Here is a 26,825-nt window from a genome sequence, read left to right as displayed (position 1 = left end):
ACAGCAGCGGGCCCCGCCGGGCGTTTCCGGCAGGAGTGCCCTCCCCTGCCGCGCCCGCCCTGCTGACCGCCCTTGCGCCCTGGCCACGACGGCAGTGTCAGTCGGCTCACGTATCCTTCCGGCCACCGCGCACCGACCGTGAGGACCGAGAGACTTGACCGGGTTGCCCGCTTTCCCCTTGCCCTTCCATGCTTCCCAATCCATAGCGTTCACGCCACCGCGAACGCTGCGGGAACTCCAGATGATGCAGTGCAGCGCGCACATCCGGGCGAAGCCGGAATGGTTCGACAAGATGAACGATGCCGGCATCGTCGCGAGGTGGACACAAGAAGCGATCGCCCAGGGCCTCACCGAAGCGCAAGTCCGCTACGTGCTGGACGAACTCGCGCATTACGCCGCGCTGAGAGACGGGCGAACCGGCGTCCAGGTGTCCGCCGTCGACGGGGTGTGGCAGTCGGACGAGTTGATCGACGACACGCTCAGATCGCGGCTGCGCAAGGCGGTTCAGGTTCTGGAACAGGTCCCCGAAGCGGAACTGGACTGGCATCCCGGGTCCGACGGCCAGGTACTGGATCTGGTTCACCCCTCACTGTTCTGTCTGGTGAGGGGGGTGAGCGGCGCACCCGAGCGGGCATGGCGGAACCCGACGAACCGCTACGCGAAGTACGAGTTCTCGGAGAAGTTCCAGTGGCTGCCCACGGACGTCGACGTCCAGGACGACGGCGATGTCGCCTTCGCCTCGTACGTCAACAACGTCCACTCCGAGCGTCACCACGAACTGGCCGGGGTGCTGCCTGACTTGTTCGCGCGCATGCTTCCGCTGCTGGAGAACGTGCTCACCGATCTGCGCCATCCCCGGCCCCCGCGGATCGAGGCCGATCCCTACGGCTGGTACGACTCGGAGCCGGTGTATCCAGACAAAGGCTCCTACACGGATGACGGGGCCTATACCGAAGCCCTCCGCGCCTGGGAAGCGGCCCAGGACGACTGGTGGGAGAACCGCCGCCCTGTCCTCCCGGACGCCCCGGTCTTCACCGCGCCCGAGCGGCCCGACGCATCCGCCCGGGTCGATCTGCGCGGCCGCCGTCTCCAGGTCATCGTCAAGCTCGCCACCCTTCACCTCACCCCGGACAAGCCCGAGTACCTCGGCGGATCCTGGCACGTCGAGGGAATGCTGAACGAGCGGATCGTCTCCACCGGCATCTACTACTGGGACAGCGAGAACATCACCGAAAGCCGGCTGAGTTTCCGGGCGGCACTCGATGACCCGGATTACGAACAGAACGACGACAACGGCCTGCGTGAGGTCTACGGCCTGGAAGACGAAGACGCGCTGAACCAGATGCTGGGATCGGCATCGACCCCAGCGGGCCGCTGCCTTGCGTTCCCGAACATCCTGCAACACCGGGTCGACTCATTCCGCCTAGAGGACCCCACCCGCCCGGGGCACCGCAAGATCCTCGCGTTCTTCCTCGTCGACCCGTCGGAAACGATCGTCTCGACCTCCGATGTACCCCCGCAACAACCGTGGTCCGACACCTCGACCATGACGCTTGACCAGGCAAAGAACCACCGCGAACAGCTCATGCGGGAACGCAGGTTCTTCGTCGACGAACACAACGAGCAGCTCTACGAACGGGAGTTCTCCCTCTGCGAGCACTGAACCTCTGTCCCGCTTGCCGGGCCTGGCACCAGGTGTTGGCTGAAACATCAACTCATCACACCTGAAACGCAGTTGTCGCTGATCATTCTGGTTGGCAGACTCACCTCGCCGACGGACCGTGCGGACAAGCGGGCGCATGCGCGCGCGGAAGCACCATGTCGGCGAACGGGGGCTCATGTCATCTCACCAGGGGGAACATCCTTGAATCTCAGCCTGCCCAGACGCGTCCTGGGCCGTGCCACCACCACCCTCGCGCTGGCACTGGCCATGGCCACCGGCACCACCGGCCTGCTCTCCGGTGCCGAAGCGCACGCCCTGCCGGTCACCGAGGGCTCCTTCAGCTTCGGCGGCGACGAGGGCGACTACATCAGCGGCGGCCAGTCCCACGCCTACGCGACGGCGTCCCAGGACCGCATGAACGTCTCCGGCGACACCGACAACCGGGTGGTCACCGTCTCCGTCGACGGAGCGAACGGCGACTGGTGGACCCTGAACCTCGGAGCGCCGTCCGGCAAGTCCCTGACGCCCGGGACCTACACGGGAGCCACCCGCTACCCGTTCAACGAGGGGACCGAACCGGGCCTGTCGCTCAGCGGCAACGGCCGCGGCTGCAACCAGCTCACCGGCACCTTCACCGTCTCGGCGGTGGAGTTCGGCCCCCAGGGTTACGTGAAGAAGCTCGACGCCACCTTCGTGCAGCACTGTGAGGGAGGCACCGCGGCCGCACGTGGCGAGGTCCACATCGAGAACCCGGCCCCGCCGGCAGAGCTCGGCCTGGGCCTCGACATCGCCCTGGTCGGCACCGCGAGCTCCCTCAACGGCAAGGCCACCATCAACGGCACGGTGAGCTGCAACAAGCCGGTGCAGGTGACCGTGGCGGGCGACGTCACGCAGGTGAAGAAGCGTGACCTCATCCGCGGTTCCTTCTCCACGTCGGTGTCCTGCACCCCCGGCGCTCCGGTCGCCTGGACCGGCAAGGCCGTACCCACCGGCTCGGTCCCCTTCCAGAAGGGGGACGTCGAGGTCGAGGGCCGTGCGACGGCGACGGACCCGGACTACAGCCGGCCGGTGACGGTCGGCGAGACGGTGGCGGTCCGCCTCACCCGGGCCTGACACACATCCTGACCCACGGCCACAGCCACACCGCCCGGCCCGGGCCCCGGTCCTCTCACCAGGAGCGGGGCCCGGGCCGGTCCGCATTGCGCGGCGCCTGGTGGGCTCACGGCCGTCAGGTCGAGCCCGTCGCCACGTTCGTCATCTTGTCCAGGACGGTGGTGAGGCGGCCCACGGCTTTGAGTGTCCCGTCGAGGGCCTGGCTGAAGGCCCGTGACCGGTCCGCTTCCGTCTTGTACGGGTCGTCGTCGCCGCGGGTCATCGCGTCCTGGCAGATCCGGCCCTGGCGGACGATCCCCTTCAAAGACCCCGACCAGGTCTTCTGCAGGTTCTTGTCCGGTACGGGGAAGTAGGCCAGCGCGTCGTCGGCTCGCTTCACCAGGGCCCCGCAGAGCCCGCTGAACTTCTTTGTGTCCAGCCTGATCTTCCCGTTGCTGCCCGGCTTCTGCTTCCCGGCGGCGGTGAGTGCGTCGCCGACGTCCGCGATGACGTCGGCGATCTGCTTGTAGTGCGTCAGACCGCCGTGGTCGAGCCAGGCCAGCATCTGCCACTCGCGGATCTTCGCCTTCCTCGCCGTCGGCGGGGAGTCGACCAGATCGCCGAGCGGGTCGTCCGGGGCGTCGACCGACGCCGCCGCACTGGCCGGCTTCGCACCGGACCAGACCTCGTGCGCCGCCATCGTGAGCAGTGACGCGGGAACGGCCAGCACCAGGACCATGCCCGACGAGAGCAGCCTCAGCCGTGTGTTGGCGGCGGGAGGCGGGGGTGTCTGCGTGCGGCCCGATGTTCCGTCCGGGTGACCGGCCGGGTCCGGCCGTAGGGGGGACCCGCGTCGCAACCGTCGTACGCCCCACCCCACCCCCGCACCGATCAGCGCCGCGCACCCCGCGAGGAGGACCGTCGGGGTCATGATGGTCCGGGTGATCGGGCCGAGGTAGATCAGGCCGGCGTCCGGCAACCAGTGGCACCGGTCGGTCATGACGCTGAACCGGCCGAGGCAGCCGTCGGCGGAGAAGAGGACGAACGTCCCCGCGAGTCCGAGCAGTTGGGACACGGCTGCGGCCAGCAGGGCGCGAGGGAGCCAGGAGTGCCGGGAGAGGGCTGCCACTGCGGCGGCGGTGAGCAGGCTCGAGGCGAGGATGGCGCCCATCACCAGCCAGCTGTGGAAGAAGCTGTACGCACCGGCGCGTTCCGCCCAGGAGCCGGGGCGGCGGCCGTGCTGGACGTAGCCCGCCGCGAGCAACCCCGCCCAGCACAGCGCACCGCCGGCCAGGCCGGCTGCGAGGGCCCGGCCGGCCCGCAGTGCGGGCGTTCCCGTGCACGCCCAGAGCACGAGCGGGAGGAACCACAGAGCGAGGGCAGCGGCCTCGACCGGGATGCTCTTCGTGAGGGCCGAGAGGCTGGGCAGCAGCGCGACGACGGCCGAGAGCTCCCAGGAGTAGGCCTGCCACGTGCCCGGGTACATCGACGTCACCTGATCGCGGAACACTTCGGTCTGGCTGTGCAGGCCGGCCGCGAGGTACTGGCCCGACCGGTACCACCAGTGCAGGCCGGCCCCCAGTACCGCCGCCACGACCAGCAGGTTCAGCAGCCCGGCCGACCGCCTCGCCCACCTGCGCGAGAAGGCGAGTGCCAGCCGTGTGCACTGTGCCGACCACGCCGCCGCGACCGTCGCGGCGAGCAGCAGGCCGAGCAGGAACCAGGGCGCGGGCCCCAGCCACTCGTTGCCGTGCCTGCCGCGCACGAACTCGCCCAGGATCAGGCCGCAGCCGAGCCAGATCCCCGTCCGTACGCCGGACTCCTTCCGCCCCGTGCCCTGGGCGGCTTCCACCGAACGCGCCAGCGCGAACCAGAGTATGGGCGCCGTGAAAGCGGCCGTGCACCATGCGGCGCCGCTGTTCGTGGACAGCCCTGGCACCACCAGCAGCGCGTTCACCAGCAGCGTGGTGCCGACTCCGACGAGGAAGACGGAGAGCGCCCCCACCCCCGACAGCCGGGTGCGGTCGGCGAGCGCGCGGCGTCGCTCGGCCCAGGTCGGGTGCGTCCTCAGCAGCGTGGTGACGCGTCGCACCGAGGCCGCCACCGTGCCGGGCGGGTCCCGGTGCTCCCACGCGGCGTGCGACGCACCGTGGTCGACGGCCCCGGCGTCGGCGTGCAGTTCACGGCGGCGCAGCAGATCGGCACGGGCCAGGTGCACCAGGCCCACGAGGACCAGGCCGGCCAGCAGGGAATACCCCAGTGCTGACGCGACCCCAGGCCAGAACGGTGAGTCGGTCAGGCCGAACAGGCCCTCGAAGAGCATGCGGCCCTCGTGGTACAGGTAGGGCAGCAGCGCGAGCATCACGAACACCCGCCACAGGGCGGTACTGGCGGAGGCGAAGTCCACGTCGCGGTTGCGGATGTGGGCGAGTTCGTGCAGGACGACCGCGCGGAAGCCCTCCGGGTCCGTGCCGCGCCGCACCAGCAGGCCGGCGTGCAGGCATACGGTGTAGTGCCCGAATCGTCCGTACACGACGGCACCGGCGGTGGTCCGGGCCGGGTCCACGCGGAACGCCAGGCCGTAGGTGATGCCGGCGCGGGCCCGCAGTCCGGCGAGCTCGGCGGCCAGCGTGCCGTCGGGATCCACTCCCCCGACCGGGATCGTGCGGTGCTTGAGCTCGCGCAGCCGTGGCGTCCACCAGTACACCGCCGTCGCGACCGCCAACAGCAGCAGCGTCGCGACCATGCCTTTCCAGTGCTCGACCGCCGGTACCCCGGACATGCACGTCGACAGCGCCTCGGACCGGCTCGCAGTGATCAGCAGGTTGTCCAGATCGCGGCCGTCGGGGTCCAGCCCGGCCGCGAGCAGACAGCCCAGCGGGTCGCCGGGGGTGTCGTTGGGCTTCGGCGCCAGGACGGTGTCCAGCATGCTCACGCTGGACGCCGTCACGACGGTCATCAGCAGTGCGAAACGGGGCCCGGTGTCGGCGATGCCGCGCCGCCGGGGTCTGTCCGGCGTGGAGGCCGCGGCGCCGACGGGCGCGTTCACAGGGGTCACGAATCGGTGCCGGTCACCGACCGGTTGTCCTCGCCGCCCGTGTCAGGGTGGCCCGATGCGCCGTCCGCCCCCGGGTCGGCCGTGGCGAGGCGGGCCACCACCGCGTCCGCCAGCGAGGTCGCTTCGTCCGTGTCGATACCGCGCTCGGTCGCGTGCCGCAGGATCTGCGTGTGTACGAGGGTGAGCTGGGCGCGGTCCAGGTCGGGCAGGGTGCGGGGCGGAGTGGCGGCGCCTCGGCGCAGGACCCGGCGCAGTCCGGAGCGGCCGCGTTCGACCAGGCCGTCCGCGGCGGCGTCGAGGGCGCGCCGGGCCACCTGGTCGAGGACGAGCCACACCACGGCGGTGACCAGGGCGGTCGCCTCGGCCAGACCGAAGCCGAGTGGTTCCCTGCGTGGCCCCCGCCCGTCGAGGACCCGGACGGCCTCTTCGTCGTCGAACCGGAACAGCCCTTCGACGAGGGGCAGTTCGTGCGGCGCGCGCTCGGTCACCACCGCCCGCACCACGTCCCGTACCTTCGTCGCTCCGACCTCTTCGGTCACCGTGAACTCCCGTACGCCGAACACCCGTTGGGGTCCCATGGCAGCACAAGGACACCGCTGGTCGCCACCCCGTTGCCGTATACAGCGGATTCGCTCAGGTGCTGTGGCGGCTCATGCGGCGGCGTACCGCGAGGGCGTGCCGCCACCGGCGGCGATCAGCTCTCAGCGGCCGTCCCGGCCCCTTTGGAACCTGCGTCGATCAGCGATGCCTCACAGTTCCCGTCGTGCAGACCCTGGTCCGGGGCCGACGCCGGGATGACAGCCCCGGCACTCCATCCGGGCAGCGGGCCGATCAAGGGGGTGGCGAGCCCCCCTTCGGCAGCAGGGAGAGCCCGGGTCCGGAGCGGGGGCCGCCCGCGAAGCATGTCGCCGCGCCGGGAACGTCGCGTGCTCACAACGTGAGCGGGCGCCCGAGCGGAGCTACCCGCGCGGGGTACTGACCCCCGAGCGCCGCTCGCTGGAGTGAAGGACCTGCCTCCCCCGTGTCCTGCGGCCCGTCCGCCCCCGTTGAGTTGATCATGCGAACGATCTTCCCTGCGCCGTCTTGCACCCCGACGGGCCGCCGGACGGCTTGAGCTCTCCATGCCTACGCATCCGCGCCGCCGCGCGACGGCCGTCGCATTCCTCGCCTCGCTGTGCGTCATGACCGCCTGCACGGCCCCGCGAGCCCCGTCGCTCGGCGCCGACGACACCGTCAAGGCCGCCCAGCTCCTGCTGACCGACCGCTGTCTGACCCGCCAGGGCCTGACCCCGCCGCGTCCGGGGCAGCGCCCGCCCGACACCGCGGAGCAGAGCCGGGTCAGTGACGCACTGTTCGGGACCGGCCGGGCGGAGCTCTCCCTCACCCTGCCCGGCGGCCCCGAGGTCCGCCAGCACACCGATGGCTGCCTGGCCCAGGCCCAGCAGCGCCTCTACGGCGACCAGGAGCGCTGGTTCCGCGCCTCGACCACCGTCAACAACCTCAAAAGCAGGGCTCCGGCAGGCGAACGGACCGCCTACCGGGAACTGCGGGCGCACGCCGTCCGCACCGCCCGAACCATCCTCCGGTCCGCACATGAGAAAGGCACGAACCGATGAAGAAGCCCGCCCTCCTGGCCGCCGCGCTGCTCCTCGCCGCCGGCAGTCCCCTCACCACCGCCGCCACGGCATCAGCCGCGGACTGCCCCAGCGGCCACTTCTGCGCTTGGGAGAACGTCGACTTCCAGGGGCAGCGCGCCAACTGGTCGGGCGACGACGGCTGGTGGGAGGGCTACATCGCCGACACCGACTCCTCCTGGGCCAACCACGGAATCGTAGGTCCTGGCATCCCGAGCTTTGTCCAGGTGTTCGAGAACGCCGGGCAGCGCGGCGACATGACCATCTGCCTCGCCCCCGGCCAGGAGGTCAACTGGAACGGCGTCGCCAACGACCGGGGTGACTCCCACAGGTGGGCCATGGGCTGCTGAACATCCACCGAGGCACCACCCACACCCGATGAATCGGCCGACCCGGCGGAATGCCCCCGCCGGGTCGGTGGGCCGTTGACGAAGCACCGGCCCCAGGGGGCAAGCCCGCCCGCTGGCTGACGCGACCACACCGTTCCAGATACGGGCGGAGGGGACGACCGGGCCGGGGTGGGCGCCGCCGACCCCGGCCCTGACGTCAGGGTAGGGTTGCCGGTGGTGAGAGGCGGGATGCCGCTGCCTCGCCGTTGTCATGTCGGGGCCGATGGCGCTCCGGCGAAGATCCGGTTCTTCAGGAGAGAAGCGTGCGCGAGCCCATGACGCCCGGCGCCGCCGCCTGCCCGCCGTGACGCTTCGCCCCCGGATGTGAGCCCGGCCGCACTTCCGGACAGGCCCGGCTCCGCTCTCCTCTCGACTTGCGGCTGCGCACCTCGCGGAGCCGACCCGCGGGGTGCCGACCCGGCCCCTCCACATCCCCGCACACCCCGGCCTGCCGCAAGGGTGTGCCCGAGCTCGACAGGTCCTTCCCTCTTGTCTGCTGCCGCCGATGCCGTGTCCCCGGCTGCGCGCCTGCGTGGTCTGAAGCCCGATTGGATCTCCGACCCGAGGGTCTGGCGCACCGAAGTCCTCGGGGGCCTGGTCGTCGCGCTCGCCTTGATCCCCGAGGCGATCTCGTTCTCGATCATCGCCGGTGTCGACCCGGCCATCGGCCTGTTCGCCTCCTTCACCATGGCCGTGACCATCGCGATCGTCGGCGGCCGACGGGCGATGATCTCCGCCGCCACCGGTGCGGTGGCCCTGGTGATCGCCCCGCTGAACCGGGAGCACGGCTTCGGCTACCTCGTCGCCGCCGTCATCCTGGCCGGCGTGTTCCAGATCGCCCTCGGCGCTCTCGGCGTGGCGAAGCTGATGCGGTTCGTTCCCCGCTCCGTCATGGTCGGCTTCGTCAACTCCCTGGCCATCTTGATCTTCATGGCCCAGATCCCGGAGATGCGCGGCGTCCCCTGGCCGGTCTACCCGCTGATGGCCGGCGGCCTCGCACTCATGGTGTTCTTCCCGAAGCTCACCACCGTGATCCCCGCGCCGCTCGTCTCGATCGTCATCCTCACCGTCATCACGGTGGCGGCCGGCATCGCTGTCCCGACGGTGGGCGGCAAGGGCGAGCTGCCGTCGTCCCTGCCGGTGCCGGGCCTGCCCGACGTGCCCTTCACCCTGGACACGCTGACGACCATCGCGCCGTACGCGTTCGCCATGGCCCTGGTCGGGCTGATGGAGTCGCTGATGACCGCGAAGCTCGTCGACGAGATCACCGACACTCACTCCGACAAGACCCGCGAATCCATCGGCCAGGGCATCGCCAACGTCGTCACCGGCTTCTTCGGCGGCATGGGCGGTTGCGCCATGATCGGCCAGACGATGATCAACGTGAAGGTCTCCGGTGCGCGCACCCGGCTCTCGACCTTCCTCGCGGGCGCGTTCCTGATGGTGCTGTGCATCGTTTTCGGCCCGGTCGTCTCCGACATCCCCATGGCCGCGCTCGTCGCCGTCATGGTCATGGTGTCGTTCGCGACCTTCGACTGGCACTCCATAGCGCCCAAGACGCTCAAGCGGATGCCCGCCGGGGAGATCACCGTCATGGTGATCACCGTCGTCTGTGTGGTCGCCACCCACAACCTCGCCATCGGCGTCGTCGTCGGCTCCATCACCGCCATGGTCGTCTTCGCCAAGCGCGTCGCCCACCTGGCCGAGGTCACCGCCACCACCGGTCCCGACGGCAGCTCGGTCGTCTACCGGGTCACCGGCGAACTGTTCTTCGCCTCCTCCAACGACCTCGTCGGCCGGTTCGACTACGCCACCGATCCGAAGAAGGTCGTCATCGATCTGAGCGCGGCCCACATCTGGGACGCGTCCTCTGTCGCCGCCCTCGACGGGATCGCAGCGAAGTACGCCCAACGCGGCAAGACCGTCGAGATCACCGGCCTGAACGACCCCAGCGCCGACCTCCACGGCAAACTCACCGGGGAACTCGCCGCCGGCCACTGACGCCTTCGGCAACGGGCGAACAAGGACGAGGTGAGTCATCTCCTCGTGCGACGACCCACGGCATTCGACACCGCGACCGGGCCTCCGTCGGTAGCCCTTGAGCAGGAGGACACCGCACCACAGTGACCGAGTCCGGGCAGACCGGGGCAGGGCCTCCTGCTACCGCCACCCGCCTTGGTCGCCTTCGCCCGGCTTCATCGCCCGTTTTCCTACTTGGCGTGTGCTGCCTTCTTTCCCTTCTGGTTCTTTCGGGAGTCTCCCGGAATCTGGCCGTGGGCATGTGTTCTGCCGTTCGCGTCTGCGTCGGCCGCGGCCTGCTCGGAAGTGCTGTGCGTACGAGCCCGGTCGGTGACGGGCTCCTGGCCGTCAGAGGGCGGACGAGCGCTGCGCACGGGAACGGAATCGCTCACCGGCCGGCCCGAGACGGAGGAGCCGGGCGAAGACGGAGGCGCCGACGCGGAGGGCTTGTCATCGTCGTGAGCGGCCGATTCCGGAGGTGTGGAAGGGGCGACCGGATCGGGGGCGGACGGAGCCGCCTCGTCGGCGGCGTCGTGGCGTGAGAAGCCTTCGGTGGCCACCAGGCCGCCGGCGAGAACGGCGGCCAGCGCAGCCGCCACCCCTCGGGTGCGGATGCGGCCCCGTGGGGTCGCGGGCCGAGACATCGCCCCAGCGGGGCCCGTTGAGGTACTCAGGCTTCTGGGCGCCATCACGGCGGGCGACAGGCCCCGGTGGGTGCTGTCGGCGTGATGCGTGACCGTGGACGGTACGGCGCTCAGTACGGGGCGGGCAACGGATGCGGCGGGGTCTGCTGAGCTCGTTCCGGAGAGACAAGATAGGGCTTGGGCGCAGTCGGCCGCCCTGGGACGAACGTGTTCTTCGAGGCTGGTCATGTCCCGCAGGAGGGTGGCGAAGCCGTGGGGCAGGAAGTCCGGGAGCGACGGCGGGCGGTGCAGGCGCGCTATCGCGGCCTCCAAAGGGCCACCGTCGTATTCGAGCCGGCCGGTGAGGCTTTCGAGGAGGACCAAGCCGAGGGCATAGATGTCGGCGGGCCGGCCGACGGGCCGGCCCAGCACCTGTTCGGGGGCGAGATAGGCCGCCGTGCCGGTCAGGGCGCCGGTTGCGGTGCGGGTGGTCGCATCGAGCAGCCGGGAGATGCCGAAGTCCGTCAGATGGGGACGGCCGGAGGAGTCCAGAAGGATGTTGGACGGTTTGACATCCCGGTGGACGATGCCCTCCTCATGGGCGTGAGCGAGCGCTTCGGCCAATGCCGCGCCGAGGTCGGCAGCGGCCTCGCACGTCAGGGGACCGTCGGCGATGCGGGACTTCAGGGTAAGTCCGTCGATCAACTGCATGACCAGGAAGGCTTCGCCGTCATGGTGTCCGGCGTCGAACGCGGTCACCAGGCCCGGATGCTGCAACCGCGCGAGGATCTCGGCCTCGCTGCGGAAAGCCTCCTCCGTGTCGAACCCGCTGCCGGGGCGGAAGACTTTCACAGCGACCGGCCGCCGCAGTCGCAGGTCGAAACCGCGGTGGACGTCAGCCGCACCGCCTGAACCGATCAGCCCGTCCAGGCGGTAGCGGCCCGCCAGAACCCGGGCACAGCCTCGAAATGCCCGGGCGTCCCGCACCTCTCGCCATCCCACCTGAATCTCCCCACTCCGCATGCGCACACCATTCCGAACCCGTCGCCGACGGGCCGCCGAACGCAAGTACCCATTCATCCGCCGCCTGCACAGGCCGGTGACTCGCTCTCCTTTCGCGCCGGCCGGCGGCGGTGCCTCGCTCCTGACGTTGCGTGGGGTCGCGCCCTTGGTGACCTTCTTCTCAGCGCAGTTGCTCGGCCAGTCCGACGATGATGCCCGCCGGGCCGCGGAGGTAGCAGAGCAGATAGCTGTCCTCGAACCGGGCGATCTCGCCGACGAGTTCGGCGCCGTGAGGGCGCAGGCGGGCGACGGTGTCCTCGATGTCGTCGACGGCGAACATGACGCGGTGCGTGCCCAGGACGTTGTGCGGCCGGTTGCGCGGCCCGGCGCCGATCACCGCGGGGCTGCGGTACTTCGCCAGCTCGAGCCGGCTGTGACCGTCCGGGGTCCGGACCATCGCGATGTCGCAGCGGACGCCGTCGAGTCCGGTGCACTGGTCGGCGACGGGGCCTTCGACCACCGCCCTGCCCTCCAGTTCCATGCCGAGTTCCACGAAGAAGGCGATGGCGGCATCCATGTCCTCGACGACGATGCCGACGTTGTCCATCCGCTGAATCGCCATGCCGGGTTCACCTTCTTCCTCGTGTCGGCCGGTTGAGCGGCCGGGCGCTGATGTCCCTGGGACGGAGCCGGTGGCACGTTCTCGACATCGTTGGACCGCTGGCCTCCGAGCAGTATGGGTCGTGCCGCGGCAGCGCTGCGGCAGACCCGCGAGTCGGGCGCCCCCCTTGTCCGTGCCCTGGGGTATCTGCCGGGCATCGAGGGTGCTGGATCGCTGGGGGGCATCAGGGAGGGGAGGGCCGCCCGGGCGTTCCGGCCGCCACACCGCCTGCCTGCAGGTCGAACGGGGCGGCACCGGCAAGGGCTGAGCTCGATGAATCACTGCCATGGAGGCGAGGGCGTACCGTCCGGGTCCAGGCCGTACGGCCACAGCATCTTGAAGGTCCCCCTGGGAAGGTGCAGCCGGTCGGGGCGGCCGTGGTCGGCGGCCTGCCGGGCCAGGTTTTCGGCGCCCTCCCGGACCCCGGCCTCCTCCCGTCTCAGCACCAGGTCTTCGACCGGCGCCGGCGACTTGGACAACCTCGCCCGAGCGGCCGCAGGCCGGCATCGCCTGCAATGGGCCCACCACCTCCAACTCCGTGCCGCTGAGCACGGCAGCACCCGTGCGCTGCCTCCAGCCGTGGGCAGGGCCGTGTACTGCTTGAAGTAGTCGGGCCGGAGCGTGCCCAGGACGAGGGCCGGTCCGCGCTGGGGGCTGGTCAGCAGGTGGTGAACGGCAGCCGCGATACGCTCACCGGCCGTCGAGTCGCCGAGGCAGTGGTGGGCCTCGTTCAGCCACACGACCGTGCGGGCCCCGGCCAGGGCACCTTCTGGGGCCATGGCGGCACGGTCTGGGGCGGTGGAGCGCTGGCCATGACCCGTGCCGACGGCAAACGGCAGCTGGCGGTGGCGGTGAACCTGCAGAGGTGGAACAGGCTCGACTCCGCCGGCAAGCCGCAGCCTCACCCGATCGACGACGCGCTCACGGGCGTCGTACCGCGTGGCGATGTACGGCTGATCCTGATGTGTGAGCCCGTGCCCTGCTCGCGATGGCCGAAGGAGCGTCGATAGGCGGCGGGTGTGGTGTGCACCAGGGCGTGGAAGCGTCTGCGCAGGTTGGTGGCCGAGGACAGGCCGACCCGTTGCGCGACCGTCTCGACGGGGAGGTCGGTCTCCTCCAGCAGGGCCCGGGCTGCCGCGACGCGTTGCTGGAGCAGCCAGCGGCCGGGGCTGACGCCGAGTTGGTCGGCGAACCTGCGGGCGAGTGTGCGTGGCGAGGTCCTGGCCTGCGCGGCGAGGGCGTCGAGGGTGAGGGGCTGGTGCAGCCGTTCGGTGGCCCAGTCGAGGAGCGGGGCCAGAGATTCCGCCTGCCGGTCGGCGAAGGCGCCCGTGCTGTACTGCAGTTGCCCGCCCTCGCGGTGCGGGGGCATCACCATGTGCCGGGCGACGTGTGCGGCGTAGGCGGCGCCGTGGTCGGTACGGGCCAGATGGAGGCACAGGTCGATGCCGGCCGCCGTTCCGGCGCTGGTGGCGACATCGCCCAAGTCGATGTACAGCGTGTCGGGCTCGACCTCCACGTCGGGGAACCGGGCGGCGAGTTCGCCTGCGAGCCGCCAGTGGGTGGTCGCTCTGCGGTGCGACAGCAGTCCTGCCTGGGCGAGGAGGAAGGTGGCCGAGCAGATCGCGACGACACGGGCGCCGCGGCCGTGCGCCCGCTGCAGGACGTCGATCACGGCGGGCGGGGCGGGCTGCGTGCGGTCGTGCCAGCCGGGGACGAGGACGGTGTCCGCCGCGTCGAGCGCCGTGAGGTCCGCGCCGACGAGCATGTCGTAGCCGGCCAGAGTCGGCACGGCTCCCGGATGCTCGGTGCATACCGTGAACTCGTAGCCGTGGGGCAGGCCGGGGCGGCGCAGACCGAAGACCTCGGCGGCGGACGCCAGCTCGAACGTGGACTGCCCCGGCAGGACCAGCGCGGTCACTCGGTGAACGCTCATGGCAGGAAAGTACCCGTCCATGTCGATCCCGTCACTGGGCGAGGCGCAGGCCCGGCGTGAGGATCGGACCATGACGCAATCACCGAGTGACCTCCCCCTGCCGCACGTTGACGCGGCCGGCCGGGGAATGGCTCTGATCACCAGGGTGAGCGAGGCTCGCGTTCGCCCTGAACGCTTCGAGGCGTTCCGTGACTTCGTCGTGTCGGCGGTGCGCACGTTCCCCGACCGCCACCCCGGTCTCGTGGCCCACGAAGTACTGCTCGCGCCACCCGGCACACTGCTGTACGTCAGTCGCTGGCGCAGCGAGGCGGATCTGGCCGACTACGCCGGCGAGCACTGGCGTGACCGGCCCGTGGTCCTGCCGGGGGAAGACGAGTACCTCGTTGCACCGCTCCAGGTGCGGCACTTCACCCTCACACCCCTGAACTGATGACGGCCGCGCGGGCCGAACTACCTTTGCCCAAGGTCGGGTTCGGCGACCGAGTGGGGGCTCCGACCGGTGAGGCGGACCGAGCCCGGCCAGGCCGGCAGCGTCCTGGCCTCAGCCCGTGAAGGCCAGCAGGGCGGCGGCGGTCCGCGGCGGATCCTCGAGCAGGGGCGAGTGCCCGAGACCGGGCAGCATCTCGACCCTTGCGCCCGGAACAGCGCGGTAGTCGACAGCGGATGAGGATCGCCATCTGCGGTCGTCCTCGCCGAAGATGACCAGGAGCGGCTTGCCCAGGACCGCCAGTCGGTCCGGGAGCGCCTGCTGTTCCAGGTAGGAGCAGGTGGCCTGCATGGACGTGGTGAGCGAGTGATGCGTCATACCGCGCACGTCGTCCAGGAGCTCTTCCGGGATCCGGTAGCCCTCGCGGCTGAACCCGGTGCTCGCGAACCGGCGGAGCTGCTCGTCGGTCGGCGGCCACTGCTGGGCGCCGATTCCGGCGGCATCCGCGGCGATGAAGGCGTCCAGGCGGGGTCCGGTGTTGATGAGCGCGAGCGCGGCCACCAGGCCGGGTCGCTGTTCGGCCAGGGCGGTGGCGACGACGCCGCCGCTGGAATGACCGACGAGCACCGCGCGCTCGACTCCGAGCCGGTCCAGGACCGCTCCGGCCCGACGTGCCTGGTCCGGGATCGCGTAGCTCCGGTCGACGGGTTTGGCCGACCGGCCGTGCCCGAGCAGGTCGATCCGGATGACGCGGTGGGATCCGGTCAGCAGCGGAACCATCGGGTCCCACGAACGGGTCGAGGATGCGGACCCGTGGATGAGCAGGAGTGCGGGGGCATCGAGGGGGCCTTCAACGCGTACATAGATGTCTCCGTCGTCCAGCGACAGGAGTGAACTCGTGGTGGCCTCGGCGCTGCCGTTCGCGTGTGGTCTTCCGTCAGAAACAGTCATGAGCCCACTGTCGCCGCCGGCCCCCCGTTGGCGGATTGGACGAATGTTCCCTCGGTCGGCTCTCGTAGCATGGGAGGGTGCAGACGTTCGAGCACGGTGCGGTTGTCTGGACGTGGCATGCCCGCAGCGGCCCAGCCGGGTGGCCGGTCTGACGATGGCCGGGTTCCGTATCCGTGAGCTGGACGCCCTTCGGATGGTCCCGCACCCGGCTGTGACACTGCTCCTGGAGTTCGGCCCTGGCTCGCCCGTCCTCGACGGTGGCCCGGGACAGCAGCAGCGGGAAGCATCGTCGCCGGGCCCGGGCTCGGATCCGGCCCTGCGGCCCGGGCTCGGGGAGAGAACGTCGAGTGCGTGCAGGTACGCCTGTCCCCCGTGATCGCACGCGCGATTCTCGGCACCTCCCCCACCGGGGCCTCGACGGCGCCGTCGTGTCGCTCGGTGACCTGTGGGGCCGGGAGGCGTCCGGGATCCGCGAGCGACTCGGGGAGATCTCCCTGGCAGGAGCGCTTCGCATGGACGGACGTGCTGCTCGCCCGCCGGCATGAGGCGGGCCCGCCGGTGGACCCGGATGTGGTCTGGGCATGGCACCGGATCGTCGTAAGCCGGGGCCTGATCCGGGTCGACGGACTCGCTGCCGAGGTCGGATGGAGCCGTAAGCGGCTGTGGCCCCGGTTCCGGTCGCAGCTCGGCCTGCCGCCCAAACGCCGTGAAGCTGGTCCGCTTCGACCATGCCGCCCACCGCCTGGTCGCGGGTGAAGGCGCGGCCGAAGTCGCAGCGGACAGCTGCTACGCCGACCAGTCCCACCTGCACGGGGACCTCAAGGCGTTCACCGGGGCGACCCCCGCGACCATGGCCGGCGAACCGTTTCTCGCCGTTGACGACCTCGCATGGCCCAACCGTGGCGGCAGCGGTGACTCCGCAGAGGTGGACGGCAGAAGGCGTTGGAGGTTCCCTCACTTCTCCGTGACAAAGCCCACCGCACCCCATTCATGATCAGACCGGAGCAAAACACCCCGCTCGGTGATGGGGGCACACCAGCCAGGCATTAGCTTTACGACTTCCTCATCGCAAGCCCCATTCCATCGAGCGGGTCATCTTCCGCCGTCCGAAGGCGAGTTCCTGACCATGGCGCGCAAGACAAGGCTCACGGGCCTCGCACTGGCCGGCGGCGCCGTCGCGGGCGGGCTTCTGACGGGCTGCTCGTCGGACGACGCGTCCCTGACGTATCAGACGGACTACAGCAATCACCAGCCGCTGCGGGTCGTCGGCTACCCCTCCACGGGAAGTCTGGAAACGGTGCAGAAGGCCGTGTGGCGGCTCGCCGACGGTGACGCCGACGGGCTGGCCGCGCTCGCCGTCGACGAAGCGCACGCCGATGCCACGGCCCGCAACTGGGTCAAGGCCTTCGGCGCCGCCGCCGAGGGAGACGTGACGGCGGACTTCTACGACGAGGGCTCCGTGCGGCAGGTCGTGGTCCTGTACTTCGCCAAGAGCGGCCAGACCAAGGAGATCGAGGCCCGAATCGGCGAGGACGACTCCTGGGGACTCACCCTCGCCGAGCCCGACCCGGCCAAGGCGACGGCCAAGCCGACCTGGGCACCGCCTGAGCCGGGCGGCTCCGGTTCCCGCACCTCCGGCATCCCGACCGGGGGCTAGGCTCGCCTGCCCCGCAGAGACCTTCGCGGGACCGCACTCCGAACAACCGGCGTGCGGTCCTGCGTATCACGCGCCGGCACCCTCCGTGCGCCCCGTGCGCTCCCCCTCGCCCCTTCACAACCGAGGGCCCCAGGAACCATGAGCCTGCGCACGCCTTCCTACAGGCATGTTCCTGAGGCGGCGGTCACCGATCGTCATCGTGCTCCGGGCGAACCTGCGGCGGCAGGCCGGCCCGCTCGCCGCGCTCGTGATGGCCGGTGTGCTCGTGGCCGTGGCCTGGGACGGGCTGTACGCCCAGGGCAGGTGGGGGGACACCGGCTGGGTCTACATCGGCGAGATGTGCGGAGTGGCGGCGCGGACCGTCGGAGTGGGGTTCGCGGTGCTGCTGGCCGGGTGGCAGGGCGGGTCGGAGGCACGCGATGAGGCCGGTTGGGTCGCGACGACCTCGGCCCGGGGTTCGGTGACCTACCAGTTGATGGGGCTGGCCTCAGGGGTCGTGTGGCCGCTGGCCGGCTACGTGCTGGCCATGACCGTCATGGTGGTGTCGCCGTATCCGCAGGAGCCCGTGGGCCGTGCGCCACTCGACCTGATGGCGGTCGACGCGGTGATGCTCACAGCCTTCTCCTGTGTGGCCTACCTGGTGGGCCGGACCGTTCCACTGCGAGGAGTCTCCGTTCCTCTCACCGCGGCCGGCGTGGTGCTGTCGGTCTCCCCATGGAGCGATCCGCTGTTGGGTCCCCTCACCGATCTGCGGTTCACCTACAGCGGGGACCCGGTACCGGGAGGAGCGGAGCTTGGGGCCCCGCCCGGTCCGGCTGTCTGGCTGCCCTGGTTCAGGGCAGCCCTGCTCGCCTCGGTGGCAGCCAGTGCTGTCCTGTTGTGCGCCCGCCGGTGGAAGACATCGATCGTCCTGATCGTCATGCTGGCGGCAGCCCTCCCGCTCCTGGCCCGCATGCCACAGGACCGTGCTCCGGGATCGGTGGTCAACACGCGAGAAGTGCGCTGCAGGGGACACGATCCCGCTGTCTGTGTGTCTTCCGCGTACGAGTCACGACGGCAGCGGTTGGAACAGGTCGCCCTGCGCCTGTCCCGCCGGCTGGAGGGAGCGGGCCCCACCCACTACCTCTTGACCGAGGACAGTTCGCACACGTGCCGTGACAGCGACGGGGTCGACTCCGCGTGGACCGTCGGCATCTGGGCCCGGCAGAAGATCAGTCTGCAGAACCTTGCCGGCTGCCTCACCGGTTTCCATCCCTCCCGAGAACCCTCTTCCGCAGAGGCCCGCGCTCTGTACCGATGGCTCACACAGGAAACGTCCTCGCACCGTGCGACCACCCACGCGCCGTCCGCCGCCGACCGGTTGGCCCGGCTCACCGCGTCCGAGCGCGCGACCTGGATCCGCCGTTATCTGGCAGCCGCCGAGCGCGGCAGCCGCCCTCCCCGCATCCCTGACCCCGACGGAGAACGCCCGCGATGACGCCCCTCCCCCAGCCACCACCGTGGCTGCGAGCCGTGCCCGGACTGCGCTGGCCGTGGCTGCTCGCCGTCACCGGGGTCTGCGCGGCGGCCGCCTGGCTCGCCGCGACAGCCGGCGAGGAGGACTCCCTCCCTTTCCTGCTGCTGCTCGCACCGCTGCTGCCTCTCATCTGGGTGGCTGCCAGCTACGGAGGCAGAGCCGACCCCTTCGCACCGGTGATCCGCAGCACTCCGGCCGGCGGACTGCGTCTGTTGATGCTGCGCGCCGGCGTCGTACTCGCCATCTGCCTTCCCCTGCTCCTTGCCGCTGCGATGGCGGGCGTCGGCGTGTCGCCCTGGGCTGCCGCCTGGCTGGTGCCCAGCCTGGCGCTGACGCTCGTCACCTTGATCCTGGGTTCCTACATCGGCTGCACGCTCGGGGCAGTGGTGACCAGCGGTACATGGCTGCTGGTGATCGCCGCCATCGCCCGCCTTTCCATGCGCCAGGACGGCAAGATCAGCTCCTTCAGGACCGTCCTGCTCGCTGTGCTCAAGAACCTGCTGGACGGGGGCGCTCAGTTCGTGTGGGGCGTCGCGTCCGGCGTACTGGGTGCTTTTCTCGTGCTGCGGCGGCACTCCTTCAACGATCTGAGGTCCCGGTGATCAGCGCCACCCGACTGACCGTCCGGCACCGCCGCACCACCGCTGTGGACAGCCTCGATCTGGACCTGGGGCACGGTGTCCACGCCCTGCTCGGCCCCAACGGTGCCGGCAAGAGTTCCCTGTTGCGCGTCCTGGCGACGGCCGCACCGGCCGTGGAAGGGGAGTTGAGGCTGCTGGGGCGCGATCCGCGGCGCCCCGCCGAACGCCTGGAGATCCGTCGCCGGCTCGGCTACCTGCCCCAGACGTTCGGGATGTTCCGGGGCTTCACGGTGCGGGAGTGCGTCAGCTATGCCGCCTGGCTCAAGGACATGCCGAACCGTGGCGCCGTCCACGCGGTGGAACGCGCCGTGGATCGGGTCGGCTTGACCTCGCGGACGGACGCCAAGTACCGCACCCTCTCCGGCGGCATGCGACGCCGGGTCGGTATCGCCCAAGCCCTCGTGAACGACCCCCGACTGCTTCTGCTCGACGAACCCACCACCGGCCTCGACCCGGCCGAGCGGGACCGCCTCCACGCCCTGCTCCGGCAGCTGGGCGCCACCACGACCGTGGTCCTGGCCACCCACCTCATGGAGGACGTGCACGCCTGCTGCGACAGCGCGATCATCCTCTGCGCATCCCGCAAGGTCTTCCTCGGATCCCCCCAGGCCCTGCGGGAGGCAGGCGGCTACGCGGGAATCGTCGAGGGCGACGCCCAAGCCGGGAACCCGAGTCGATAACCCGTCCGGGGAAGTCGCCCGGCCGCCCGCGCAGTACGACGTCACGGCCCCGCTGCGGCCCGGGCGCGGCGTCCTGGCGGTACGCAGCGGGGACTGATCACCGATGGGTGGGCGGAGGATCCGCGTCCGCGCGCGTGTTCAGGGAGCAGGTGCTCAGGCGGGTCGCGGAGTCTCCTTCGGCGGGCATGGGGACGGTGTGGGAGGCGGGCGGGCGGTGCCCTTGCGACAGCCAGCTCTCCAGGGCCGTGAAGGCCGTGCGGTGGCACGGCGTCAGCGGGCGCAGGCGTTCCGGATAGGTGTCGACGAGGGCGTCCGTGTGGGTGCCGCCCTCGATGCGGTAGTAGCGGTGCAGTCGGTCGCGGCCGGCCTGGCGCACCATGCGGGCGTAGACGTCGGAGTCCTGGGCGATCGGCAGCAGGACGTCCAGGGTGCCGTGCAGGGTGATCAGCGGTTTGCCGATCCGGCCGGTGAGAGCGATCTCCGCCACGGCCTTGCGGACCTCGTCGGGCCGGGCGGCATAGTCGTATTCGGCGTCGCAGGCCGGCGTGTCCGGCGCGCAGAAGGGCGTGCCCGCCTCGGTCGTGCCGTCGAAACCGGGGTCCAGTTCCTCGCGGTAGATGCGCTGGGTCAGGTCCCAGTAGACCTGGTGGTGGTACGGCCAGAGAAACTCGGAACCGGCCGGGAAGCCGGCGGCCCGCAGAGCTTTGCGCGCCGCCTCGGCCTCCTCACCCCCGGCGCGGTACGCGGGGTAGTGACGGAGCGCCACGGGCAGGAAGTGCAGCAGGGTGGGGCCGCCGGAGCGCCAGAGGGTGCCCTCCCAGTCGACTCCCCCGTCGTAGAGGCCGGGATGGTTCTCCAACTGCCAGCGCACGAGGTAGCCACCGTTGGACATGCCGGTCACCAGGGTGCGTGCCGGCGGTCGGTGGTAGTGCCGGGTGAGAGTGGCGCGGGCGGCGCGGGTGAGCTGGGTGAGCCGCTCGTTCCATTCGGCGATGGCGTCGCCCGGCTTCTTGCCGTCACGGTGGAAGGCCAGGCCGGTGTTGCCCTTGTCGGTGGCGGCGTAGGCATAGCCGCGGGAGAGCACCCAGTCGGCGATGGCCCGGTCGTTGGCGTACTGCTCCCGGTTGCCGGGGGTGCCGGCAACCACCAGACCGCCGTTCCAACGGTCGGGCAGGCGCATGACGAACTGGGCGTCGTGATTCCATCCGTTGTTGGTGTTGGTGGTCGACGTGTCGGGGAAGTAGCCGTCGATCTGGATGCCGGGAACCCCGCTGGGCACGGGCAGGTCCTTGGGCGTCAGGCCCGCCCAGTCGGCCGGGTCGGTGTGGCCGGAGGCGACCGTGCCTGCCGTGGTCAACTCGCCCAGGCAGGCGGCCCGCTGGTACTCGGCCCCCGGTACGCGCACCTGTGTGGGACGCGGGCAGTGGTGGTCGCTCGGGCTGACCGGTGCCGCCGCGGCGGACGTGGGTGTGAGGACGAGGGCGGTCAGGGCGAGCGCCGCCGTTCCGCTTCGTCTCCGGAAGCGTGGCAAGGAACGGAGGGAGAAGGGCATTCAGGGACCTCCGGGGTCGGATGCGGATGCGGATGCGGATGCGCCGGAGGCTAGGGCGCGGCTTCGTCGCGGCATATGGGGCTGCCGACCACCATCCAGAGTCACGTCGTAGTCGTGGGCACCACCCGGGGTGCTCTGTGCACGGCGCTTCGCGTCTCTCCCTCTCCCCCCGGCCCCGCGGGCCTGTGGGTTCCTGCCGTACACGCCCCTTCAGGAGTCGGGATATGTCGCGCCGTCACACAGGTTCCCGTCACCGGTGGTTGTCCCGCCCATGCCGGCACCGGGACGAGAGCGCCGATGATGCACCGCACGCCGGTCACCGGTCCTGCCGGTACCGGCGAGGCCCCCCACAACATCAGGAGGCAGTCGTCATGGGACAGTCGCGTCCTGCTCGCCGTTTCTCCCGGACCCTCGCCGCACGCATGCGCCGTTGTGCCACCACCGCCGGGGCTGTGGCCCTGACGGGCAGTCTGCTCGCCGTGGGCCCCCAGGCATCCGCCGCGGGTCTGACTCAGATCGCCGGTTTCGGCACCAACCCCGGCAACCTGTCGATGTACACCTACGCGCCGGACGCACTGCCTGCCGGCGCCCCGCTGGTCGTCGCCCTGCACGGCTGCACGCAGAGCGCGAACGACTACTACGCGCACTCCGGCTGGCCCGAGTTCGCCGACGCCTACGGATTCGCGCTGGTCCTGCCGCAGACGAGCAGCGCCAACAACGCCAACTCCTGTTTCAACTGGTTCGAGCCGGGCGACAGCGGACGCGGCCGTGGCGAGGCACTGTCGATCAAGCAGATGGTGGACAAGGCCGTCTCGCTGTACGGCGGCGACACCCGGCGCGTCTACCTCACCGGCCTGTCGGCGGGCGGCGCCATGACGGCGAACATGCTGGCCGCCTACCCCGACGTCTTCGCGGGCGGGGCCATCGCCTCCGGGCTGCCCGCCCGCTGTGCGAGCAGCCTGGCCACGGCCTACACCTGCATGTACGTCCCGCCGGACAAGAGCCCGGCCCAGTGGGGGGATCTGGTGCGTTCGGCCGCTCCGGCCGGCACGGCCTCCTGGCCGCGCGTGGCCATCTGGCAGGGCACCGCCGACACCACCGTGCAGCCCGCCAACGCGAACGAGCTGCGCGATCAGTGGACGAACGTGTGGGGCATCGGTCAGACGCCCTCCCGTACGGAGCGTCTCGGCGGGGGCACCACACTGAGCGTGTACGACGACTCCTCCGGCCGCTCCGCCGTCGAGGTCTACTCGGTCTCCGGCATGGGCCACGGCCTGGCCGTCGACCCGGGCAGCGGCACCGAACAGTGCGGCAGCGTCGGCACCTACTACCGCGACACCATCTGCTCCAGCTATCACACCGCCCGCTTCTGGGGCCTCGACGAATACTGACGCCTGTCGTGGTGGACCTGGGCGCGCGCCACGGCGATAGGCTGTATACAGCCCGATGTGCGGGGTAGGCGACGAGGAGTGTCATGGTCCGGGCCACTGGCAAGAGCGAAGCGGTGTACGAGCGGCTGAAGGGGGATATCGAGTCGCTGCGCCTGCGCCCCGGGGCGAAGCTGAGCGAGGTCCAGCTCGGCGAGGAGCTGGGGGCCTCCCGTACCCCGGTGCGGGAGGCGATCCGGCGGCTGGCCCGTGAGGGGCTGGTGGACTTCGTGCCGGGCGAGGTGGCCCGCGTGGCGTCGATCTCTCTGGGCGGAGTGCGCGCCCTGTTCGAGTTCCGGATGCTGCTCGAGCCGGAGGCGACCGCTTCGGTCGCCACGTCGGGCACGGCCCGCGATCACGTCCTGGTGCCGTTCCGGGAACTCCTGGAGCAGCTGGAGGAGTTCGACACGTCCTTCCGGGCGCTGGGCGCGGCCGAACAGGAGCGGGACTACCAGGGCTTTTACGATCTGACCGAGTCGTTCGACCAGGCGGTCATCGCGGCGTGCCGCAACCCCTACCTCGCCCGCACGATCCGTGATCTGCGGAGCCAGACCGTACGGCTGCGGCATCTCTCCCACAGTGGGCCACGCCGGATGCTGACGTCGCTGGAGGAACACCGCGCCATGCTGAAGGCCATCACGCAGGGCGACGCCCAGGCCGCGTCGGCCGCCTGCCGTCACCACCTGGCGCAGACGCTGCGGGCCCTGATCGACAGCCTGACCGCACACGACTTCCTGCTCGGTGCCGACGTACAGGTGGGCATGGCCGGCTGACGCCTCCGGGCGGCACCACCGGGTGCCACCGAGTGCCACAGGAGCGGAGAGTCGATTCCCTTCGCGGACGGCGCTGTCCCTCCGCGCCGGCCGTTGCTGTATACACGAGTGGATACATTTCCGCTCGAGGGTGAGGGCCGTCTGATGCCGCACACCGTCGCGGCGGTCGACCTGCTGAGGTTCGCCGCCGCCACCACCGAAGCCCACGGGGTCCCGCCCGAGGACGCCCGTCTGCTGGCGGACACGCTGGTGACCGCCGAGCTGTGGGGTCACCCCTCGCACGGGATGCTGCGTTTGCCGTGGTACCTCGCCCGCATCCGGAGCGGTGCGACGGCCGCGACGGCCGCCCCTCGGGTCGTCAGCGACAACGGCGCGGTCCTCGTGGTGGACGGCCAGGACGGACTGGGACAGGTCCTCGCCGACCGCGCGACGCGTCTGGGCATCGACCGGGCCCGGGAGCACGGCATCAGTGCGATCGCGGTCCGCAACTCCGGGCACTTCGGGACAGCCGCGTGATTCACCCGCAAGGCGGCCGAGGCGGGCTGTGTGGCGATGCTGGCCACCAATGCCAGCCCGGCGATGGCACCGTGGGGCGGCAGGGAGAAGTGGCCGGCATGGCGCCGTGCCCAGGGGTTGTCGGACCGTGCAGCGGCTTCCAGTTTGCCTCGCAGATTCTCACTGTCGACGGCTCGGGCGACGCGCACGTACTCACGGTCCTTGCTCCCGGACGCCGCAGCCCGGCCGCTCGGCCCGCTTCAGGCCGTCGCGACGAAACGCTCCCACACGCGGTGGGCGGCCATCAGCTCCCGCAACTGCTCCAGCACGGCGGTGCCGTCCCGGCCGACCACCACGCCAGGCGCGTCGGCGGTGATCCCGAGCGTCTCCAGTGCCGTGTCGCCGCCCGCCCAGGCGCCGATCGCCTTGCCGTGGCGGAACGCCTCCGACAGCAGCAGGCTCACCCGCGGATCGACGGCCCCCGGCAGCCCGGTGGGCGAGGCCTTGGCGTCGCGGGAGCCGTAGGCGTCGACGCCCGCCGCGGGTGCGCCGGCCACGAGCAGCGCGTCGAACTCGACGGACCGCGCGGTCGCGAGCGTCCGCTGAACCGTCACCGGGTCGTCGCCTGCGCCCAGCTTGCCGCCGGTGGGGGCGATGACCAGCGGCACCATGCCCGCGCCGAGCACCGCCTCGCGCACCGCACGCACGCCGTCCAGGTCCCCGTCCGGGCCGGAAACGATGCCGATGAGGCGGCCGTCGGTGGGCCAGGACTGCCCGACCTGGGAGAGCGCGGGACTCGGTGCGACGTCGGCCGGCGGCAGGGTCGGCTCGGGCGCCGGCAGGCCGAGGCCCTCGGCCACGCGAGCGCACAGCTCTCCGTCGATGTTGGCCAGCACCTGCAGCGCCCGTTCCTTGACGGCCTGCTCGTAGCACTTGCCCAGCTCGAAGGTGTACGCGCCGATGATGTGCTCCCGCTCCACCGCGCTCATGCTCAGCCAGAACCGGCGCGGCTGGCTGAAGTGGTCGGAGAACGACTCGGGAGCCTCCCGGACCTTCGTCGCCTCCGGTACGCGTACCGGCGTCTCGACGTACGCTCCGGTGTCCGCCCCCGCCAGGAACGGGCAGCCGCCGTCGAGGGAGTTGGGCCGGTACGGTGCGACGCCCCGGTGCACGGCGTCCTGGTGGAAGCCGTCCCGCAGCATGTCGTTGACCGGCGCGTGCGGCCGGTTGATGGGGAGCTGAGAGAAGTTCGGGCCGGCCAGCCGGGTGATCTGGGTGTCCAGGTAGGAGAACAGCCGTCCGGCGAGCAGCGGGTCGTCGGTGATGTCGATGCCGGGCACCAGGTGGCCGACGTGGAAGGCGACCTGCTCGGTCTCGGCGAAGTAGTTGGACGGGTTGCGGTTGAGCGTCAGCAGCCCGATCGGCTGTACGGGGGCGAGTTCCTCGGGGACGAGGTTGGTCGCGTCGAGCAGGTCGATGCCCTCGAAGGTCTGCTCCGGGGTGTCCGGGAAGGTCTGGATGCCCAGCTCCCACTCCGGGTAGGCGCCCGCCTCGATGGCGTCGGCGAGGTCGCGGCGGTGGAAGTCGGGGTCGACGCCCCCTGCGATCTGCGCCTCCTCCCACACTAGGGAGTGCACCCCGAGTTTGGGCTTCCAGTGGAACTTCACCAGCGTCGTGGAGCCGTCGGCGGCCACGAGGCGGAAGGTGTGTACGCCGAAGCCCTCCATCATCCGGTACGAGCGCGGGATGCCCCGGTCGGACATGTTCCACAGGGTGTGGTGGGTGGCCTCGGTGTGCAGGGTGACGAAGTCCCAGAAGGTGTCGTGTGCGCTCTGGGCCTGTGGGATCTCCCGGTCCGGGTGCGGCTTTCCGGCGTGGATGATGTCCGGGAACTTGATGGCGTCCTGGATGAAGAAGACCGGCATGTTGTTGCCGACGAGGTCGAAGACGCCCTCGTCGGTGTAGAACTTGGTCGCGAACCCGCGCGTGTCCCGCACCGTGTCGGCGGAGCCCCTGGACCCCAGCACCGTCGAGAAGCGCACGAACACCGGCGTCTCCGCGCCCGCTGCCAGGAACGCCGCCTTCGAGACGGCGGCCGCGGTGCCGTAGCTCTTGAAGACGCCGTGCGCCGCCGCGCCACGTGCGTGCACGACGCGCTCCGGGATGCGCTCGTGGTCGAAGTGCATGACCTTCTCGCGCAGGTGGTGGTCCTGCAGCAGCACCGGTCCGCGCGGACCCGCCTTGAGCGAGTGATCGGTGTCGTGGAGCCGTGTGCCCTGGGCGTTCGTCAGATGGGCGCCCGACTGGGCCATGCGTGCCGGGGCCGCGCCGGTCGCCTGCCCCGTGGGCGACATCGTGCCGGGCCCGCTCTGGTCGGGCTTCGGGGGCAGAGGCTCACGCGGCTCCACCGGTTCCGCGACGCTCGGGGAATCCGGGGCCGGCTTGCCCGGAATCCCTTCCTCCGGCCCTGCGCCGGTGCCCTGGATAGCTTCGGTGACCTTGTCTGCCGCCCGCTTGATGGGGTTGGGCTGGCTCATCGCTATCGTTCCCTCTGCTTCAGCCGGCCATGGCCGGTGCGGCCAACATGGATCGGACGCTCCGAATTCGGCCGCCGGGTACCCGGCTACGCCGG

At 70.8% G+C, this 26,825-nt stretch carries 21 protein-coding genes and 2 pseudogenes; 14 read left to right on the top strand and 9 right to left on the bottom strand.

Annotated features, from left to right (window positions below; translation table 11 throughout):
• The first annotated feature begins 154 nt into the window (after nt 1–154).
• Nucleotides 155–1,663 carry a DUF4246 domain-containing protein gene (locus tag RFN52_RS39320; RefSeq protein WP_184853664.1) on the top strand — a complete coding sequence of 503 codons (1,509 nt, stop codon included), beginning with the start codon at nt 155–157 and terminating at the stop codon, nt 1,661–1,663.
• Between the two features lie 201 nt (nt 1,664–1,864).
• Entirely contained in the window at nt 1,865–2,776 is a 912-nt protein-coding gene (locus RFN52_RS39315; RefSeq protein WP_184853663.1) for a hypothetical protein, read from the top strand.
• A gap of 115 nt (nt 2,777–2,891) precedes the next feature.
• On the opposite strand, the gene RFN52_RS39310 is transcribed toward RFN52_RS39315, so the two are convergent.
• Both RFN52_RS39310 and RFN52_RS39305 read right to left on the bottom strand, forming a co-directional pair.
• Nucleotides 2,892–5,813 (bottom strand): M48 family metalloprotease, encoded by a 2,922-nt coding sequence (locus tag RFN52_RS39310; RefSeq protein WP_184853662.1) that lies wholly within the window; start codon nt 5,811–5,813, stop codon nt 2,892–2,894.
• Nucleotides 5,810–6,391 carry a hypothetical protein gene (locus RFN52_RS39305; RefSeq protein WP_184853661.1) on the bottom strand — a complete coding sequence of 194 codons (582 nt, stop codon included), beginning with the start codon at nt 6,389–6,391 and terminating at the stop codon, nt 5,810–5,812. Before RFN52_RS39305 ends, RFN52_RS39310 begins: the two co-directional genes overlap by 4 nt.
• A 543-nt stretch (nt 6,392–6,934) precedes the next feature.
• Between RFN52_RS39305 and RFN52_RS39300 the strand changes: the two genes are divergently transcribed.
• From RFN52_RS39300 to RFN52_RS39290, 3 genes are all read left to right on the top strand, one after another.
• Nucleotides 6,935–7,429, top strand: a complete 495-nt coding sequence (locus RFN52_RS39300) for a hypothetical protein (protein ID WP_184853660.1) — start codon at nt 6,935–6,937, stop codon at nt 7,427–7,429.
• Nucleotides 7,426–7,797, top strand: coding sequence for a peptidase inhibitor family I36 protein (locus tag RFN52_RS39295; protein WP_184853659.1), 372 nt, complete (start codon nt 7,426–7,428; stop codon nt 7,795–7,797). The genes RFN52_RS39300 and RFN52_RS39295 overlap by 4 nt, the downstream gene beginning before the upstream one ends.
• 549 nt (nt 7,798–8,346) lie before the next feature.
• Nucleotides 8,347–9,837 (top strand): SulP family inorganic anion transporter, encoded by a 1,491-nt coding sequence (locus RFN52_RS39290; RefSeq protein WP_184854213.1) that lies wholly within the window; start codon nt 8,347–8,349, stop codon nt 9,835–9,837.
• Between the two features lie 209 nt (nt 9,838–10,046).
• Here RFN52_RS39290 and RFN52_RS39285 read toward each other — a convergent pair whose 3' ends face one another.
• The 4 genes from RFN52_RS39285 to RFN52_RS39270 form a co-directional block, all read right to left on the bottom strand.
• The gene (locus RFN52_RS39285; protein WP_184853658.1) at nt 10,047–11,501 is read right to left on the bottom strand and encodes a serine/threonine-protein kinase; all 1,455 of its coding nucleotides are present in this window, start codon (nt 11,499–11,501) and stop codon (nt 10,047–10,049) included.
• A 160-nt stretch (nt 11,502–11,661) separates the two neighbouring features.
• Nucleotides 11,662–12,102, bottom strand: a complete 441-nt coding sequence (locus RFN52_RS39280) for a VOC family protein (protein WP_184853657.1) — start codon at nt 12,100–12,102, stop codon at nt 11,662–11,664.
• Between the two features lie 317 nt (nt 12,103–12,419).
• Nucleotides 12,420–12,920 (bottom strand): hypothetical protein, encoded by a 501-nt coding sequence (locus RFN52_RS39275; protein WP_184854239.1) that lies wholly within the window; start codon nt 12,918–12,920, stop codon nt 12,420–12,422.
• A gap of 122 nt (nt 12,921–13,042) precedes the next feature.
• Nucleotides 13,043–14,074, bottom strand: a complete 1,032-nt coding sequence (locus tag RFN52_RS39270; protein WP_311241180.1) for a helix-turn-helix domain-containing protein — start codon at nt 14,072–14,074, stop codon at nt 13,043–13,045.
• A 145-nt stretch (nt 14,075–14,219) separates the two neighbouring features.
• Here RFN52_RS39270 and RFN52_RS39265 point away from each other — a divergent pair, with 145 nt between their 5' ends.
• The gene (locus RFN52_RS39265; protein ID WP_229856944.1) at nt 14,220–14,504 is read left to right on the top strand and encodes an antibiotic biosynthesis monooxygenase; all 285 of its coding nucleotides are present in this window, start codon (nt 14,220–14,222) and stop codon (nt 14,502–14,504) included.
• Between the two features lie 111 nt (nt 14,505–14,615).
• On the opposite strand, the gene RFN52_RS39260 is transcribed toward RFN52_RS39265, so the two are convergent.
• Nucleotides 14,616–15,452, bottom strand: a complete 837-nt coding sequence (locus RFN52_RS39260; RefSeq protein WP_184853656.1) for an alpha/beta fold hydrolase — start codon at nt 15,450–15,452, stop codon at nt 14,616–14,618.
• A gap of 154 nt (nt 15,453–15,606) precedes the next feature.
• Between RFN52_RS39260 and RFN52_RS39255 the strand changes: the two are divergent.
• The 5 genes and pseudogenes from RFN52_RS39255 (at nt 15,607) to RFN52_RS39235 (ending at nt 19,946) form a co-directional block, all read left to right on the top strand.
• Nucleotides 15,607–16,446 (top strand): annotated as a pseudogene (locus tag RFN52_RS39255) (helix-turn-helix domain-containing protein).
• Between the two features lie 132 nt (nt 16,447–16,578).
• Nucleotides 16,579–17,109, top strand: coding sequence for a hypothetical protein (locus RFN52_RS39250; RefSeq protein ID WP_184853655.1), 531 nt, complete (start codon nt 16,579–16,581; stop codon nt 17,107–17,109).
• A gap of 166 nt (nt 17,110–17,275) precedes the next feature.
• Nucleotides 17,276–18,586 carry a hypothetical protein gene (locus tag RFN52_RS39245; RefSeq protein WP_184853654.1) on the top strand — a complete coding sequence of 437 codons (1,311 nt, stop codon included), beginning with the start codon at nt 17,276–17,278 and terminating at the stop codon, nt 18,584–18,586.
• A complete protein-coding gene (locus RFN52_RS39240; RefSeq protein ID WP_311241179.1) occupies nt 18,583–19,227 on the top strand; it encodes a hypothetical protein in 645 nt (214 codons plus the stop codon). Before RFN52_RS39245 ends, RFN52_RS39240 begins: the two co-directional genes overlap by 4 nt.
• Entirely contained in the window at nt 19,224–19,946 is a 723-nt protein-coding gene (locus RFN52_RS39235; protein ID WP_311241178.1) for an ATP-binding cassette domain-containing protein, read from the top strand. The genes RFN52_RS39240 and RFN52_RS39235 overlap by 4 nt, the downstream gene beginning before the upstream one ends.
• 97 nt (nt 19,947–20,043) lie before the next feature.
• Here RFN52_RS39235 and RFN52_RS39230 read toward each other — a convergent pair whose 3' ends face one another.
• Nucleotides 20,044–21,498 (bottom strand): 3-hydroxybutyrate oligomer hydrolase family protein, encoded by a 1,455-nt coding sequence (locus RFN52_RS39230; protein ID WP_184853652.1) that lies wholly within the window; start codon nt 21,496–21,498, stop codon nt 20,044–20,046.
• A gap of 422 nt (nt 21,499–21,920) precedes the next feature.
• Between RFN52_RS39230 and RFN52_RS39225 the strand changes: the two are divergent.
• The 3 genes and pseudogenes from RFN52_RS39225 to RFN52_RS39215 form a co-directional block, all read left to right on the top strand.
• A pseudogene (locus RFN52_RS39225) lies at nt 21,921–22,880 on the top strand (extracellular catalytic domain type 1 short-chain-length polyhydroxyalkanoate depolymerase); the annotation flags it as partial.
• 92 nt (nt 22,881–22,972) lie between these two features.
• Nucleotides 22,973–23,698 (top strand): GntR family transcriptional regulator, encoded by a 726-nt coding sequence (locus RFN52_RS39220; RefSeq protein ID WP_184853650.1) that lies wholly within the window; start codon nt 22,973–22,975, stop codon nt 23,696–23,698.
• Nucleotides 23,699–23,842: 144 nt separating this feature from the next.
• Nucleotides 23,843–24,214, top strand: coding sequence for an Ldh family oxidoreductase (locus RFN52_RS39215; RefSeq protein WP_311241177.1), 372 nt, complete (start codon nt 23,843–23,845; stop codon nt 24,212–24,214).
• A 239-nt stretch (nt 24,215–24,453) separates the two neighbouring features.
• Here RFN52_RS39215 and RFN52_RS39210 read toward each other — a convergent pair whose 3' ends face one another.
• Nucleotides 24,454–26,730 carry a catalase gene (locus RFN52_RS39210; protein ID WP_184853649.1) on the bottom strand — a complete coding sequence of 759 codons (2,277 nt, stop codon included), beginning with the start codon at nt 26,728–26,730 and terminating at the stop codon, nt 24,454–24,456.
• Between the last annotated feature and the right edge of the window lie 95 nt (nt 26,731–26,825).

The organism is Streptomyces collinus (genome assembly GCF_031348265.1).
Lineage (GTDB): Bacteria > Actinomycetota > Actinomycetes > Streptomycetales > Streptomycetaceae > Streptomyces > Streptomyces collinus.
This window is presented reverse-complemented; position numbering and strand designations above follow the sequence as displayed.

Excerpts from the sequence above, each read along its gene's own strand:
- RFN52_RS39305 (WP_184853661.1), bottom strand. The coding sequence starts at position 6,391 with ATGGGACCCCAACGGGTGTTCGGCGTACGGGAGTTCACGGTGACCGAA.
- RFN52_RS39280 (WP_184853657.1), bottom strand. The coding sequence starts at position 12,102 with ATGGCGATTCAGCGGATGGACAACGTCGGCATCGTCGTCGAGGACATG.
- RFN52_RS39285 (WP_184853658.1), bottom strand. The coding sequence starts at position 11,501 with ATGCGGAGTGGGGAGATTCAGGTGGGATGGCGAGAGGTGCGGGACGCC.
- RFN52_RS39250 (WP_184853655.1), top strand. The coding sequence starts at position 16,579 with ATGGCGCGCAAGACAAGGCTCACGGGCCTCGCACTGGCCGGCGGCGCC.
- RFN52_RS39260 (WP_184853656.1), bottom strand. The coding sequence starts at position 15,452 with ATGACTGTTTCTGACGGAAGACCACACGCGAACGGCAGCGCCGAGGCC.
- RFN52_RS39275 (WP_184854239.1), bottom strand. The coding sequence starts at position 12,920 with ATGGCCCCAGAAGGTGCCCTGGCCGGGGCCCGCACGGTCGTGTGGCTG.
- RFN52_RS39220 (WP_184853650.1), top strand. The coding sequence starts at position 22,973 with ATGGTCCGGGCCACTGGCAAGAGCGAAGCGGTGTACGAGCGGCTGAAG.
- RFN52_RS39210 (WP_184853649.1), bottom strand. The coding sequence starts at position 26,730 with ATGAGCCAGCCCAACCCCATCAAGCGGGCGGCAGACAAGGTCACCGAA.
- RFN52_RS39215 (WP_311241177.1), top strand. The coding sequence starts at position 23,843 with ATGCCGCACACCGTCGCGGCGGTCGACCTGCTGAGGTTCGCCGCCGCC.
- RFN52_RS39295 (WP_184853659.1), top strand. The coding sequence starts at position 7,426 with ATGAAGAAGCCCGCCCTCCTGGCCGCCGCGCTGCTCCTCGCCGCCGGC.
- RFN52_RS39240 (WP_311241179.1), top strand. The coding sequence starts at position 18,583 with ATGACGCCCCTCCCCCAGCCACCACCGTGGCTGCGAGCCGTGCCCGGA.
- RFN52_RS39300 (WP_184853660.1), top strand. The coding sequence starts at position 6,935 with ATGCCTACGCATCCGCGCCGCCGCGCGACGGCCGTCGCATTCCTCGCC.
- RFN52_RS39270 (WP_311241180.1), bottom strand. The coding sequence starts at position 14,074 with ATGAGCGTTCACCGAGTGACCGCGCTGGTCCTGCCGGGGCAGTCCACG.
- RFN52_RS39245 (WP_184853654.1), top strand. The coding sequence starts at position 17,276 with ATGTTCCTGAGGCGGCGGTCACCGATCGTCATCGTGCTCCGGGCGAAC.
- RFN52_RS39230 (WP_184853652.1), bottom strand. The coding sequence starts at position 21,498 with ATGCCCTTCTCCCTCCGTTCCTTGCCACGCTTCCGGAGACGAAGCGGA.